Raw genomic sequence first — 18,174 nt, forward strand, 5'->3', positions numbered from 1 at the left:
ATGAAAAATGCCAAAGCCTGGGTTACAAGCGTTTCACATCATTTGTGCCCGGCCGATTGAGAATAAAGCACTTTTTCCCGCGGCGATTAAATATAACCCGTTATCAGGATGGCGGCTGAGCAGAACTCAACGTGATTTCATCAATAGCTTGTATGAAATCGATCTAGAGAAGAAGTGAATAGTCGTAAGGATTATTCGCTGTAAATGCCGGTGTCTGCGGATGTCGGGCGTTTTTATGGAAACTGCGGGATCGCGATAACATGAATAATATCTCAGTAACCCCTAAAGGTGGAACCGTTGCTTCTGAGCTGAGTGGCAATCAAGTTAATTTGACCGCTCCTAGTGTGGTGAAGCTCCATCTTAATCAAGCTGATATTAAGTCTTTCACACGCAATGGTAATGATTTAGTCGTCACCACTAAGTCTGGTGAAGTGGTTGTTATTCATAATTTTTATACACCCAATGGCGATAGCGATTTGGTGTTGCAAGACGATCGCGGTGCGATGTGGTGGGTGGAAGATCCCGGCACAGAAGGCATGCAGTATGTTTCCATCGACAGCACCGAAGGCTTGTTAGCGGAAAACACCACCAATGACGGCACTATCGCCGCCTTTGGTATTGGTGGCGCGGCACTGGCTGGTTTAGGTGCGATGTTTGCCGGTTCCAGCGGCGGTGGCGGCGGCAATGCCACGCCGGGTAATCCTGACGGCGGCAACAATGGTGGCAATAACGGTGGCAACAACGGCGGTAATAACGGCGGCAACAATGGCAATAACGGCGGTGGCGATACCACGCCGCCAAGCGCCGTCAGCAATCTGGTGGTTAGCGATAACGTTGGCCCTTATCAAGGCGCGATCACCACGGGCGCTGTTACCGATGACAACACACCGACCTTAAGCGGCACCGCTGAAGCCGGTGCGATTATCCGTATTTACGATGGCAGCACGCTGCTGGGTTCGGTCACCGCAGGCGCGGATGGTCGCTGGAGCTTTACCACGCCAGCGCTTGGCGATGGTCAGCATAGCCTGACCGTCACCGCCACCGATGCGGCGGGCAACACCAGCGCAGCGTCTGATCCGGTGAACTTCACCGTGGATACTGTGCCGCCCGATGCCGTTAGCAGCTTGAGCGTGGCCAACAACAGCGGTTCAACCGTGGTGCCAATCACCAATGGCGGCGCGACCAACGACACCACGCCACTGCTGAGTGGCCGCGCTGAAGCCGGCAGCATCGTCACCATCCGCGATGGCGATACCGTGCTGGGCAGCGTGACAGTCGGTGCCAATGGCACATGGAGCTTTACCAGTCCGGAACTCAGCCAGGGCAGCCACACGCTGAGCATCACCGCCACCGATGCGGCGGGCAACAGCAGCACACCGACCACCATCACTTTCACCGTCGATACCCAGGCACCCGCGGCGGTCACCGATCTGTTAGTCAGCGATAACTCCGGCGGAAATACCGGTACAGTGCCGAACGGGAATACCACCGATGACAACACGCCAACCTTAAGCGGCAGCGGCGAAGCGGGCACAGTAGTCAGCGTGTATGACGGCACTACCTTGCTCGGCACCGCCGTGGTGGGCAGCAACGGCACATGGAGTTTCACCACATCAGCGTTGAGCAACGGCAGCCACAGCTTGACCGTAACCTTGACCGATGCTGCAGGCAACGTCAGCCCGCCATCCTCCGCTTATGAAATCACCGTGCAGGCGGGTCTGCCACCGGCCACCACCTCGCTGGAAATCACTGATGATTCCGGCACCACGCTGGTACAACTCAGCAATGGCGGCAGCACGCATGACACCACGCCAACCCTGAGCGGCCTGGCGACAGCTGGCGCGATTATCACCCTGTATAACGGCAGCACGGTGCTGGGTAGCGTTACCGCAGGCAGCGATGGCCAATGGAACTTCACGCCGTCAGCGCTGGCAGATGGCACCTACGCCTTCCACGCGTCAGTCGATAATGGTTCTGGCACGGTTACTCAAACGCCAACTATCACCATCACCGTGGATACGGCGGCACCTGCTGCGGCGGGCGGAGTACAACTCAGCGACAACGACAGCGGCACGGTTCAACCGATTGCTTCCGGCGGCGCGACCAATACCACCACGCCGGTGCTGAGCGGCACGGCAGAACCGGGCAGCACCGTTACCGTACGAGATGGCAACCTCGTGCTCGGCAGCGCCACCGTTGGCAGCAACGGCCAGTGGAGCTTCACCTCACCGACACTGTCGGAAGGCAGCCACAGCATCACCACCACCGTGACCGATGCGGCAGGCAACGTCGGTCCGGCAAGCCCAGCGATTACTTTCACCGTCGATACCCAGGCACCGCTCGGTGCCAGCGATTTAGTGGTCAGTGATAACGTTGGTGCGGTACAAGGCCCACTCGCCTCGGGCTCGACCACCGATGACAACACGCCAACCTTGAGCGGCAACGGCGAAGCCAATGCCATCGTCAAGGTGTATGACGGCAGCACGCTGCTGGGCAGCGTCACCGTTGGTAGCGATGGAACCTGGAGTTTCACCACACCGGCACTGAACAACGGCTCACATACGCTGAGCGTAACGGTGACCGATGCGGCAGGCAATGTCAGCCTGGCGACCAGCGGATTTATCGTCAACGTTGAAGCCGGTTTACCGCCAACCACCAGTTCGCTGCAAGTCACCGATGACAGCGGCAGCACGCTGAAAGTGCTGTCAGACGGCTCAAGCACGCACGATGTCACGCCTGTTCTCAGCGGATTGGCGAGCGCCAATGCCACCGTGCAGATCTACAATGGCAGTACGCTGATCGGCACGGCCACGGCGGGCGCAGACGGACAATGGAGCTTCACGCCAACCTCATTGCCGGACGGCACTTACGCTTTCCACGCGGTCACCACCGATACCAGCGGCAACCCAACCAACACCGTCACGCTGAATATCACCATTGATACGGTCGCGCCAGCGGCGGCGGGCGATCTGCAACTCAGCAACAACAGCGGCACCACCGTGACACCGATCGCGGCGGGTGCAGCCACTAACGACAACACGCCAGCGTTGAGCGGCACCGCTGAACCGGGCAGCACCGTTACCGTGCTGGATGGCACCACCGTGCTGGGTACCGCGATTGTGGGCAGCGGCGGCACCTGGAGTTTCACCACGCCAGCGTTGAGCGAAGGCAATCACAGCCTGACCACCACCGTGACCGATGCCGCTGGCAACACCGGCCCAGCGTCACCGGCGATTGCCTTCACGGTTGATACTGTGCCACCGGCAGCCGTTGGTAATTTGGTCATCAGCGATGATGTTGGCGCCAGCCAGGGTCCATTAACCTCTGGCGATATCACTGACGATCGCACACCAACGCTGAGCGGCACCGGCGAGCCGAATGCGCTGATCAGCGTTTATGACGGCACCACACTGCTCGGTAATACCACGGTGGGCACCGATGGTACATGGAGTTTCACTTCGCCCTCGCTGAGCAACGGCAGTCACACCTTTACCGTTACTGCGACCGATACTGCCGGCAACGTTGGCCCAGCCAGCCCACCGATTGTGGTGGTGGTGGAAGCGGATATCCCGCCAGCCACCAGTTCGCTCGAAGTTACCGATGAGGATGGCAACACCGTTGGGCAATTGACCGACGGCGGCAGCACCAACAACGACAGCCCGGTATTAACTGGCTTGGCCGGTGCGGGCAACACCATCACCCTGTATGACGGCAGCACTTTACTGGGCAGCACCACCGCCGACAGCAATGGGCAATGGATTTTCCGCCTAAGTGGTTTATCCAATGGTCCGCACGCCTTGCATGGCACCATTACCGATGCCAACGGCAACGTCACTAACACAGCGACCATCAACATCACTGTCGATACCATCGCGCCGGATACCGCCAGTGGATTGCAGCTGAACAATGATACCGGCAGCACCACGCAACCGATCGCCGCAGGCAGCGCGACCAATGATCCTACACCAGTATTGACCGGCAGCGCGGAAGCGGGCAGCAAAGTATCGGTTTACGATGGCACCACGCTGCTCGGCACCGTGACGGTTGGCAGCAACGGTCAATGGAGCTTCACCACGCCCGCGTTGGGTGAGGGCAATCATAGCCTGACCACCACCGTGAGCGATGCCGCGGGCAACGTCAGTCCGGCGTCGCCTGCGATTGCCTTTAGCGTCGATACCACCGCGCCAGCCGCCATCAGCGGCCTGGTGGTGAGCGATAATGTCGGCAGCAGCACCGGACCATTGGTTTCCGGCACCACCACCGATGACAGCACGCCAACCCTGAGCGGCACTGCGGAAGCGGGCTCAATTGTGCGCGTCTATGACGGCACAACGCTGCTGGGATCGGCGGCGGTGGGCAGCAATGGCAGTTGGACCTTCACGCCAGACAACGCGCTGACCAACGGCCAGCACACCTTGACCACCACCGTCACCGATGCAGCGGGCAACGTCAGTCCATCGTCACCGGTATTCAACCTGAATATCGATGCGGGCGTACCAGCCACCAACAGCTTGATTGTGGTCACCGACGACAGCGGCAGCACGCTGGTTAATTTGCCTGATAACTCCAGCACCCACGACACTACGCCAATCCTCAGCGGGCTGGCGGGCGCGGGCTATTTGATCACTATTTACAATGGCACCAACGTGATCGGTAGCGCCGTGGCAGGCAGTAATGGTCAGTGGAGCTTTACCCCAAGTGCGTTAGCGGATGGTAATTACGCGTTCCACGCCACCGCTACCAATCCAGACACCAACATCACTACCGATTCGCCGACTATCAATGTCACCATTGATACCGTGGTGCCAGCCGCACCGACTATCGGCGGCATTGATGACGGCACCGGCGGTACGCTGCCGGATGGCGCGAGCACCAATAACACCACGCCAACCTTGACCGGTACCGGTGAACCAAACAGCACGGTGACCATTTCCGATGGCACTACCGTGCTCGGTACCACCACGGTCGGCAGCGACGGCACCTGGACTTACACCACACCACCGCTCAGCGATGGCAATCACAGCCTGACTTCTACTGTTACCGATCCAGCGGGCAACACCGGACCGGCCTCAACGCCAGTCACCGTAACGGTCGACACTCAACCGCCAGCGGCGGCTGGCAACCAACAGATCACCAATGAGGACGGCACGCCAGTTGCCGCCGGTGGCAGCACCAACGACACTACGCCAACCCTGAGCGGAACCGGCGAACCGGGCGGCACCGTCACGGTAACCGATGGCACCACAACCTTGGGTACGGCGACCGTGGGCAGCGACGGCACATGGAGCTTCACGCCAACCACGCCGCTGACGGAAGGACAGCACAATCTCACCACCACCGTGACCGATGCGGCAGGCAATACCGGCCCAGCCAGTTCGGTGGTGATCGTGATTGTCGATACCACGCCACCGGATGCCGCGACCGGCATTGTGCTTAGCAATGATGGCAGCGGTACGCCGGTACCGATTACCGGCGGCGTTACCAATGATGTCACACCAATGCTCAGCGGACGTGCCGAGCCGGGTAGCATCGTTACCGTTTCTGACGGCAACACCGTGCTCGGCACTGCGACTGTCGGCAATGACGGTAACTGGAGCTTCACTTCACCCACACTGGATGCTGGTCAGCATAGCTTGACCACCACCGTGACGGATGCGGCGGGCAACACCGGCACCGCGAGTACGCCAATCGTCTTCACCATTGATACCACTGCGCCGCCAGCGCCGACCGGCGTGCAGCTCAGCAATGACAGCAGCGGTACGCCAGTGCCTATTACCGGCACGGCCACCAACGATGCCACGCCGGTATTGAGCGGCACGGCCGCCGCAGGCAGTACCGTCACCGTCTCTGATGGCGGCACCGTGCTGGGCACCGCGACTGTCGGTACCGATGGCAGCTGGAGTTTCACTACGCCAGCACTGAATGAAGGCAGCCACAGCCTGACGGCTACCGTCACCAGCCCTGCAGGTAACACCAGTTCGCCATCCACGCCAATCGTGGTCACGGTGGATATCACGCCACCCGCAGCGGCGGCGGGCTTGCAACTCAGCAATGACAGCAGCGGCACGCCAGTGCCGATTGCCGCAGGCGGTACCACCAACGACACCACGCCAGTATTGAGCGGCACGGCGGAAGCGGGCGGTATTGTTATCGTGCGTGACGGCAGTACCGTGCTCGGCAGTGTGACCGTCGGCAACAACGGCAGTTGGAGCTTCACACCTAACGATCCGTTGGCCGCGGGTCCGCATTCGATCACCACCACGGTGACCGATGCAGCGGGCAACGTCGGTCCGACATCAACGCCAATTGCAGTCACTATCGACACCACGCAGCCGCCAGCGGCAGGTAACGTGGCGCTCAACAACGATAACGGCAGCACGCCGGTGCCTATCGCTTCGGGTTCAGCCACCAACGACACCACTCCGGTGATCAGCGGAACCGCCGCAGCGGGCAGCACCGTCACTATTCTTGATGGCAGCACCGTGCTCGGCACCGTCGTGGTAGGCAGCGGTGGCACCTGGAGTTTCAACACGCCTGCGTTGAGCGAAGGCGCGCACAGCTTGACCACCACGGTGACGAGCCCAACCGGCAACGTCAGCGATCCGTCCACCGCGATTAATTTCACGGTGGATACCCAGGCTCCGGCGACCTCCGGCGATCTGCAACTCAGCAATGATGGCGGTACGGCGATTGCCACGGGCGGGCTGACCAATGACAGCACGCCAACCCTCAGTGGTACGGCGGAAGTGGGCAGCACCGTTACGGTACGTGATGGCACCACCATTCTCGGTAGCACCGTTGTCGGCGCGGGCGGCAGCTGGACCTTTACGCCAAATCCGGCGTTGGGCGATGGCAGCCATAGTCTGACCACCACCGTCACCGATCCGGCAGGTAACAGCAGCGCGGCTTCAACCCCGATCACCTTCACCGTAGATACCACTGCGCCAGCAGAAGCCAGCGGACTGCAACTCAGCAATGACAGCAGCGGCACGCCAGTTGCGATTGCCGCCGATGGCAGAACCAACGACACCACGCCGGTGTTAAGCGGTTCAGCGGAAGCGGGCAGCGTGGTAACGGTACGCGATAATGGCGACATTCTTGGCAGCGTAACGGTGGGCACCGATGGCAACTGGAGCTTCACGCCAGCTACGCCGTTGGGCAGCGGTCCACACAGTTTGACCACCACCGTGACCGATGCGGCAGGTAACGTCAGTCCAACCTCGCCAGCGCTGGCCTTCACCGTCGATACCACGCCGCCGCCAGTGGCTGCCGATGTGGTGTTGAATAACGATCAAGGCAGCACGCCAACGCCAATCCCATCTGGTGGGGCGACCAATGACACCACGCCAGTATTGAGCGGCACCGCCGAAGTGGGTAGCACCGTTACGGTTCGCGATGGCAGCACCATTCTTGGTACGGCGATTGTTGGCACCGGCGGCGCATGGAGCTTCACTACACCGGCACTCAGCCAAGGCTCGCATAGCCTGACAGCGACCGTGACCGATGCGGCGGGCAACAGCAGCGCAGCCTCTACGGCGATCACCTTCACCGTTGATACTCAGGCACCAACGGCGGCGGCTGAATTGCAACTCAGCAATGACAGCGGCAGCACGCCAGTGCCGATTGCCGCTGGTGGATCAACCAATGACACCACGCCAGTATTGAGCGGTACTGCCGAAGTGGGCAGCGTGGTGCGCATCTCGGATGGCAGCACCACGCTAGGTTCAGTGCTGGTGGGCAGCAGCGGTCAATGGAGCTTCACTTCACCGGCATTGGGTGAAGGCGCGCACAGTTTGACCACCACCGTCACCGATGCCGCAGGCAACGTCAGCGCACCATCGGCGGCGCTTAACTTCACCGTCGATCTCACGCCGCCGGTGGCACCAAGCGCGATTACGCTGGACAACAACAACGGCAGTTCGCCGGTCGCGATTGCGGCGGGCGGCAGCACCAACGACTCAACGCCAACCTTTGGTGGCACGGCTGAAGCGGGCAGCACCGTCACCATTCGTGACGGCAGCACCGTTCTCGGCACCGCTACGGTCGGCAGCGATGGCAAGTGGAGCTTCACGCCAAACACCGCGCTGGGTGAGGGCAGCCATAGCCTGACGGCGACGGTGACCGATCCGGCGGGCAACGTGGGCCCGGCTTCAACGGCGATTGCCTTTACCGTTGATACCGTCGCACCGGTTGCCGTCACTGATTTGGTGGCGAAAAATGACGCCGGTACCACCATTGGCAGCTTGACCAATGACAACACGCCAACCCTGAGCGGTACCGCGGAGGCGGGCGCGATTGTCACCATCTACGATGGCACCACGGCAATTGGTTCGGTGCAGGCTAACGCCACCACCGGCGCATGGAACTTCACCACCCAACCATTGACCGATGGCGCGCACAACCTCAGCGTGCGGGCTGCCGATGCGGCGGGCAACGTCGGGCCAGCCAGCAGCGTGATTTCGGTAACAGTGGACACCGCTGTGCCGCCGACCACTGATTTTGTCGTCAACAATAACAACGGTCAGACCGATGTGCTGGTGCCGAACGGTGGCTACACCAACGACAACACGCCAGCGCTGAGCGGTACCGCCACGGCGAATAGCGTGGTGACCATCTACGATGGCGTCAATGCGATTGGCAGCGTGACCACCAACGCGCAAGGTGCATGGAGCTTCACCACCAACACCTTGCTGGATGGCAGTCACCCATTGAGCATCACCGTGACCAATCCGGCCGGTAACGTCAGCCCGAATTCGCCTGCGGTCACCATCAACGTCGATACCGTGACGCCAGCGCCGGCTGCGGGCGTGACCGTCAACAACAACGAAGGCAGTTCGCTGGTGCCGATTGCCAATAACGGCGCGACCAACGACACCACGCCGCAGCTGACCGGTTCGGCCGAAGCGGGCAGCATCGTGAAAGTTTACGATGGCACCACCTTGCTCGGTTCAGTGACCACCGGCAGCGACGGCAACTGGAGCTTCACTACGCCAACGTTGGGTCAGGGCGCGCACAACCTGAGCGTCACCGTCAGCGATTTGGCCGGTAACACCAGCGCCAACTCGCCAACCACCACCATTAATGTCGATAACGTCGCGCCGGGTGTGGCGACTGGCCTGGCATTGAGCAATGACAACGGCAGCACGCCGCTGCCGATTGCTAATAACGGCACCACCAACGACAGCACGCCGTTGCTGAGCGGTACGGCGGAAGCCAACAGCATCGTGATTGTCTCGGATGGCAGCAACGTGTTGGGCAGCACCACCGCCAATGCCTCTGGTAGCTGGAGCTTCTCACCAACGCTGACCGACGGTACGCATAACCTCAGCGTCACCGTACGTGATGCGGCGGGTAACACCAGCGGACCCAGCAGCACCATTACTGTCACCGTGGATACCGTGGCTCCGCCAGCCGCATCTGAGCTGACGCTGACCAACGACAATAATGCCGCCTCACCGGTCAACATTCCGAACGGCGGTCTGACCAACGACAACACGCCAACGCTGAGTGGTTCAGGACAAGCGGGCAGCATCATCACCATCTCTGATCAGAATGGTGTGCTGGGATCGGTCACCGTCGGCACTGGCGGTACCTGGAGCTTCACGCCGCCGGCTGCTTTGACGGATGGCACGCACACCTTCAGCGTCACGGCATCCGATAGCGCCGGCAACGTCAGCGCGCCAACCACTATCAGCGCAGTCATCGATGCCACCGCACCGATTGCCGCCAGCAGCATTGTGGTCAGCAACGACGAAGGCACTTCGCCGGTAGCGATTGCCAACAACGGCTTCACCAATGACAACACGCCATTCCTCAGCGGTAATGCTGAGCCGGGCGCTACAGTGTTTATCCGCGATGGCGCGACCGTACTGGGCAGCACCTCGGTGGGTAGCAACGGGCAATGGAGCTTCATGTCGCCGACCTTGGATGACGGTCCGCACAGCTTGACCACCACCGTGGTGGATGCGGCGGGTAACGTCAGCCCAGCGTCACCGGCAATCAGCTTCACCGTCGATACCACCGTGCCAGCAGTCGCGACGCTGGTGGTGCAGAACGACAATGGCAGTACGCCAGTCAATGTGCCGAACGGTGCGCTGACCAACGACAACACGCCGTTGCTGAGTGGGACCGCCGAAGCGGGCAGCATTGTCACTATCTATGATGGCACCACGATTATTGGTTCTACCACGGCGATTACCGGCGGAACCTGGAGTTTCAGCTCTCCGGCCTTAACCGATGGTAGCCATACGCTGACGGCGACCGTTACCGATGAAGTTGGCAACGTCAGCGCGCCTAGCTCAAGCTTTACGGTGATCGTTGATGCTACACCGCCGCAGCCGGTCACGGACTTGTTGCTGCAAAACAACAACGGCACGCCGGTGACCATTCCAAGTGGTGGTATCACTAACGACAGCACGCCAGTGGTCAGCGGCAAGGCAGAAGCTGGCGCACTGGTCACCGTGTATGACGGCACGACCGCAGTCGGTTCGGTGGTCGCGGGCAGTGACGGCTCGTGGAGCATCACCACCACCGCCTTGTCGAACGCGGCACATACCTTGAATGTGTCAGTGACCGATCCGGCGGGCAACGTCAGTTCCAACACCTCGATAGCGCTGACGGTTGATACCTCAACCCCAGCTGCGGTGCTGACCTTTGGCGTCTACAACAACGCCAATACCACGGCGGTACAGGTCGCGAACGGCGGCGAAACCAACGACAACACGCCAGTGTTGCGCGGAACCGGCGTCGCGGGCACGACCATCAATATCTTTGACGGTTCAACGCTGCTCGGCACCACTACGGTGGCGGATAACGGCGTGTGGCGCTACGAAACCAGCGTGCGTGGCGAAGGTTCACACACCTTCACGGTGTCAGTGACCAACGCCGCGGGCACCACTGGACCAGCATCGTCTGCTATCACCGTGATTGTTGATACCGTGGCACCCGATCCAGTGAGCGGTGTTACCGCAACGGATGATGTGGGGGGCACAACGGGTCCACTGCTTTCAGGTGCAACCACCGATGACAGCACGCCGACCTTTGGTGGCTCGGCTGAAGCGGGCAGCAAAGTGTCGATTTACGATGGCAGCACGCTGTTGGGTACGGTTACCGCTACCGGCGGCAACTGGAGCTTCACGCCAGGCACTGCGCTCTCCAACGGGGTGCATAGCTTTACCTTCACCGTCACCGATGTGGCAGGTAACGTCAGTTCGGTGAGTCCGGCGTTTACGCTAAATATCGAGGCGAATCTGCCACCAGCAACCTCAACGTTGGAGATTACCGATGATAGCGGTAGCACGCTGGTTAATCTGACCAACGGCGCGAACACCAAAGACAGCACGCCAGTGCTGAGCGGGCAATCCACTGAAGGAAATATCGTCAGGATTCTCGATGGCTCGACGGAAATCGGCAGTGTAACAGTGGGCGCAAATGGTCAGTGGACCTTTACGCCAACCTTGCTTGATGGTCAGCACTCAATCTCTGTACTGGTGACCGATCCGGCAGGCAACAATGGTGTGCAATCGCCAGCGATCACCATCAACGTCGATACCGTTGCGCCAGCCGCTGTAACCGATTTGGCAGCCGCCAATAACAATGGCAGCACGCCGATCCCGATTGCAAATAACGGCAGCACCAACGACAGCACGCCGCAGCTGACCGGTACCACTGAACCGAATGGCATTGTCACCATTTATGATGGCAACACCGTGATCGGCTCTACCACCGCCAGCGGCACCGGCGCGTGGAGCTTCACCTCGCCAACCCTCAGCCAGGGCGGGCATGCGTTGAGCGTGACGGTCACCGATGCGGCGGGCAATGTCGGCGCGCGTTCGGCAGCGGTTAACCTCACCATCGATACTGTGGCGCCAAACGCCTCGACCTTGGTGGTCACCAACGATGTTACCAGCACCGTAGTGCCGAACGGCGGTTCCACCAACGACAACACGCCAACGCTGAGTGGTACCGCAGAAGCTAACGGTACGGTCAGCATCTACGACGGCACCACCTTGCTGGGCACTGCGATTGCCAACGGTTCTGGCGCATGGAGCTTCACCACTGGCGTATTGGGTGAAGGCAGCCATCCACTGACCGTGCGCGTGACAGATGCCGCCGGTAATACCAGTGTGGCATCCAGCACTGCAACGGTGATTGTTGATACCGTGGCACCGACCGCCGTTAGCGGATTGGCCGCGGCCAACAACAACGGCAGCACGCCGGTACCGATTGCCGCGGGTGGCAGCACCAACGACAACACGCCAGCGCTGAGCGGTACTGCCGAAGCGGGCAGCATCGTGAAGATTTACGATGGCAGCACGCTGCTCGGTTCTGTCACCGCGGGCAGCAACGGCGCGTGGAACTTCACCTCCACCACGCTGGCCGATGGTCCGCATACCCTCAACGTCACTGCGACTGATGCAGCGGGCAACGTTAGCCCGAATGCGTCGCTGGCGCTGACCATTGTCACTACCGCACCAACGCCGGTGGCGAACCTGGTGGTGTCTGACAATGTCGGCGCAACGCAGGGGCCATTAACCAACGGCGCGTCAACCGATGATAACACCCCAACGCTGACCGGTACGGCCACCGCAGGTAATGTGGTGGTGATCTCGGAAGGCAGCACCGTGCTTGGCTCGGTGGTGGCTGATGGCACCGGCGCGTGGACCTTCACCACGGCGGCATTGAGCGAAGGCTCACATCCGCTGAGTGTGACGGTGCGCGATGGCGCAGGTAACACCAGCACCGCGACCAACTTCACCGTCAACGTTGATACTGTGGCTCCGGCCAACGCCACGCTGGTGGTGACTAACGATGTCACCAGCGCGGTAGTGCCAAACGGCGGTGCCACCAACGACAGCACGCCAACCTTGAGCGGTACGGCGGAAGCGGGCGGTCGCGTGTCGATTTATGATGGCAGCACGCTGCTGGGCACCGCGATTGCCAACGGTTCCGGCGCATGGAGCTTCACCACTACAACCTTAACGCAAGGTTCGCATCCACTCAGCGTGACGGTCACGGATGCCGCCGGTAATGTCAGCGGCAGCACGGCGGCTACGGTAATTATTGATACCGTGGCACCGGTAGCGGTTAGCGGATTGGCCGCAGCCAACAACAACGGCAGCACGCCTGTGGCGATTGCCGCTGGTGGCAGCACCAACGACAACACACCAGCGCTGAGCGGTACCGCCGAAGCGGGCAGCACGGTCATTATCCGTGATGGCACCGGCATTATTGGTTCGGTGGTCGCGGGCAGCAACGGCGCGTGGAGCTTCACAACGCCTACGCTGGCTGATGGTGTGCACACCTTCAACATCACCGCCAGAGATGCGGCGGGCAACGTCAGTCCAAATGCTTCACTGACCTTGACCGTGGATACCGTGGCACCGAATCCGGTTACCAATCTGGTGATTACCGACGATGTCGGCACCAGCAATGGACCGCTGGCGAATGGGGCAGTGACGGATGATGCCACACCGACATTAAGTGGTACGGCAGAAGCGGGCGCGATTGTCACCATCTTCGACGGTTCAACGGCGATTGGTTCGGTGGTTGCAGCGGGCAACGGTAGCTGGACATTCACCACCGCTACCTTGAGCAACGGCACACATCCACTCAGCGTCACAGTTAAAGATGCGGCAGGCAACACCAGCGCAGCGACCACGCCGGTTTCCATCACCGTGGATACCGTCGCGCCGAACGCCTCAACGCTGGTGATCACCAACGACAACACCAGTACGGTGGTGCCGAATGGCGGTTACACCAACGACAGCACGCCAACCCTGAGTGGTGTGGCGGAAGCGGGCAGCCGTGTTTCCATCTACGATGGCAGCACGCTGTTGGGCACGGCGATCGCTGGCAGCAATGGCGCATGGACCTTCACCACCACCACGCTGAGCCAGGGTTCACACCCTATCAGCGTGACCGCAACGGATGCGGCGGGTAACGTCAGCGGCAGCACCGCCGCCACGGTGATTATTGATACCGTGCCGCCGGTGGCGGTTTCTGGCCTGGCCGCAGCCAATAACAACGGCAGTACGCCAGTGGCGATTGCCGCGGGTGGCAGCACCAATGACAATACGCCTGCGTTGAGCGGCACGGCAGAAGCCGGTAGCACGGTGATCATCCGTGATGGCACCAGCATCATCGGTTCCGTCACGGCGGGCAGCAACGGCAGTTGGAGCTTCACCGCACCAACGATTGCTGACGGTGCGCACACCTTCAATGTGACGGCGGTGGATACGGCGGGCAACGTCAGCCCGAATGCTTCTATCAGCTTCACCATTGATACGGTGGCTCCGGCTCCGGTTGCCAATCTGGTGATTACCGATGATGTCGGCACCATTCAGGGACCACTGGCCAATGGCGCTGTCACCGATGACGCCACACCAACGCTGAGCGGTACCGCAGAAGCCAACGCCATTGTCACCATCTACGATGGCAGCACGGTGTTGGGATCGGTCACTGCCAGCGGTACCGGTGCGTGGAGCTTCACCACCGCCACCTTGAGCAACGGCACGCATCCACTGAGTGTCACGGTGAAAGATGCCGCCGGTAACACCAGCGCGGCGTCGGCCACCGTTTCCATCACCGTGGATACCGTGGCACCGAATGCTTCGACGCTGGTGATCACCAACGACAACACCAACACGGTGGTGCCGAGCGGTGGCGCGACCAACGACAACACACCAACCCTGAGCGGTGTGGCGGAAGCGGGCAGTCGCGTGTCGATCTACGATGGCAGCACGCTGTTGGGTACCGCGATTGCGGGCAGCAACGGTGCGTGGACCTTCACTACCGCAGTATTGACCACCGGCACGCATCCATTGAGCGTCACGGTGACCGATGCGGCCGGTAACGTCAGCGGCAGCACCTCGGCGTCGGTGATTATCGATACCACGCCTCCGGCGGCAGTCACCAATCTGGTGGCCGCCAACAACAACGGCAGTACGGCGGTCACCATTCCGAATAATGGTGTCACCAACGACAACACGCCGCTGTTGACCGGCTCGGGTGAGATTGGCGCGAAAATCAGCGTGTATGACGGTTCCACCCTGTTGGGCACCACCACGGTGGGCAGCAACGGCACCTGGAGCTTCGTCTCTACCACGCTGGCTAACGGTCCGCACACGATCAATGTGACGGCGACCGATGCGGCGGGCAACGTTAGCCCGAACGCCTCGACCACGCTCACCGTCGATACCGTGGCACCGAATCCGGTCAACAATCTGGTGATCACCGATGACGTCGGCAGCATTCAGGGACCACTGGCGAACGGTGCGGTCACCGATGACGCCACGCCAACCCTGAGCGGCACGGCTGAAGCCAACGCGATTGTTACCATCTACGATGGCAGCACCGTGCTGGGATCGGTAACCGCCAGCAACACCGGCGCGTGGACCTTCACCACCGCGACCTTGAGCAACGGTACGCATCCACTGAGCGTGACGGTGACCGATGCAGCGGGCAACACCAGTGCTGCCTCGGCGACGGTTTCCATCACCGTGGATACTGTGGCACCGAATGCTTCAACGCTGGTGATCACCAACGACATCACCAACACCGTGGTGCCGAGCGGCGGTTCCACTAACGACAACACGCCAACGCTGAGCGGAACGGCGGAAGCGGGCAGTCGCGTGTCGATTTACGATGGCAGCACCTTGTTGGGTACGGTGATTGCGGGCAGCAACGGCGCGTGGACCTTCACCACCGCCACGCTGACACAGGGTACGCATCCGATCAACGTCACCGTGACCGATACTGCGGGTAACGTCAGCGGCACCACTTCGGCGTCGGTGATTATCGATACCGTGGCACCGACAGCGGTCACCAGTTTGGTGGCAGCCAACAACAACGGCAGCACGGCGATCACCATCCCGAATAACGGCGTCACCAACGACAGCACACCGCTGTTGACCGGTAACGGCGAAGCGGGGGCGCGCGTCAGCGTGTATGACGGCAGTACCTTGCTGGGTACCACCACAGTGGGCAGCAACGGCACATGGAGCTTCATCACCGGTACGCTGAGCAACGGCACGCATACGCTGAACGTGACGCAAACCGATGCGGCGGGCAACGTTAGCCCGAACGCCTCAACCACCTTGACCATTGATACTGTGGCGCCGGCGGCGAGTACGCTCACCATCAGGGATGACAGCGGCAGCACGCCGGTGACATTGACCAATGGCGCGTACACCCGCGACACCACGCCAGTACTGAACGGTACGGCGGAAGTCGGCGCGATTGTTACCATCTACGATGGTGCAGTGGCACTCGGTTCCGTGACGGTCGGCGCAGGCGGCACATGGAGTTACACCACGGCGGTACTGGCTAACGGCGCGCATCCACTTAGCGTGACGGTGACTGATGCGGCGGGTAACGTCAGCACCGGCAACACTGCGGTAACGGTGAATATCGATACCGTTCCACCGGCGGCAGTCACTGCACTGGCGATCAACGACACTGGTACTACGGTGACCGGTAGCGGTGAAGTGGGCGCAACCGTCACGGTGCGTGATTCTGGCGGTAACGCGCTGGGTACCGCAACTGTAGGCAGCGGCGGCAGCTGGTCGGTGAGCCTGAGTACCGCACAAACCACCGGTGCTTCACTGTCAGTCACCCAAACGGACCGCGCGGGTAACGTGTCGAGCAGCGCTTCGTTGATTGGTGCGATTAAAATCGTCGCCGCCAACGACGCCAGCGAAGTCGATTACAGCACCACCACCGCCACGGTTAACAACGGCACCACCAGCGTTTCCCACGCTGCGCTGGCCACCGTCAACCTCGGTACCGTGCTGGGTGTTGGCGTGCTGACCAATGGTAACGCCTATACCTTCAACGTCGGTTCAGGCGATACCCGTTCGGTCACGCTGCATGGTTCGGTTGGCGGCATTGCGTTGGTATCCACCTATGCGATGTACCTCTATCAACAACAGTCTGATGGCACGTGGTTGCTGAAAAGCGTCACCAACAACTACCTCGCCACCACCTTGCTGTCGATTGGTACGCAAACCGGTGCCAACATCAGCTACAGCGGCTTGGGAGCCGGTAACTATGCAGTGGTGATTGGTTCGAGCGGCGGGATTGCGCTGTTGCCGTCCACCACCATCACCACGGTTACCGATACCACCTTGGCGGCAGTGACCGTGGCCTCCACCGTTACCGGCAACTTGCTGGCCAACGACACCAGTTCGGTGGCTGGTACGGTGCCAACCGGTACGGCGGTGAGCGTGGTTTCTGGTCAGGGCGTGGCGGCGTCGGGCAACACGGTGATCAACACCACCTACGGTACCTTGACCATCGATTCGCACGGTAACTACACCTATGCGCTGAAAGCCGGGCTGTCGGTCTCTTCACTGCCGACGACCGATACCTTCACTTATTCCGTGACGGATTCGCATGGCGTAGTGACTTCAGCCACCTTGACCGTGACGTTGCATAACGGCCCGGCGACCACGTTGCTGACGGCAAACAGTCTGTTTGCTGAAGCCACGACGGATCACGATGCCAGCGGCAGCATCTACGGTACATCGAGCGGTACCCATACCGGAACCTTGAGCATCACTAATGAACACGGTGATATTACTACGGTTCACAGCGTGGGGAATACCTCGATTGCCGGTGATTTTGGCGTGCTGAGTATTGCGGCCAACGGTAACTACACTTACTCACTGAATGCGGGCGTAGATGGACAATCGCTGACGCATAAAGAGGTGTTCAGTTACACCCTGGCGGCGACCGATGGCACCATCACCACGCACTCGTTCACCATTGATCTCCATCCAACCATCACAGGCACCGCAGGGGCTGACACGCTAACCAGTGGTGCTTATGACGACACCATCACCAGTGGCGCGGGTGCGGATACGTTGGTGTATCACTTGTTGGCGAGTGCAGATGCTACCGGCGGTAACGGTCACGATACCTGGACCGACTTCAATGTTGCGCAAGGCGACAAAATTGATGTCAGTAACTTGCTAATTGGTTGGAATGATTCCACAAGTAATATTAATGATTTCGTGAAAGTGGATCATACTTCAGATGGCAATACGGTGGTCTCAATAGACCGTGATGGTACCGGAACGGGTTACAGCAGCACCCAATTGATTACGCTGGAAGGTGTGAACGTTTCACTGGAGGAACTGCTGCAACAACCGCACCAAAACCACACGGCTTAAA

Annotated in this window: 1 protein-coding gene; it reads left to right on the forward strand. The window is 60.5% G+C overall.

Annotated features, from left to right (window positions below):
- Positions 1-260 precede the first annotated feature (260 nt).
- Entirely contained in the window at positions 261-18,173 is a 17,913-nt protein-coding gene (locus ACPUC7_RS06640; protein WP_494922247.1) for an Ig-like domain-containing protein, read from the forward strand.
- The last annotated feature ends 1 nt before the right edge of the window (position 18,174 follow it).

The sequence above is a fragment of the Pantoea sp. CFCC18179 genome (assembly GCF_059412405.1).

Excerpts from the sequence above, each read along its gene's own strand:
- ACPUC7_RS06640 (WP_494922247.1), top strand. The coding sequence starts at position 261 with ATGAATAATATCTCAGTAACCCCTAAAGGTGGAACCGTTGCTTCTGAG.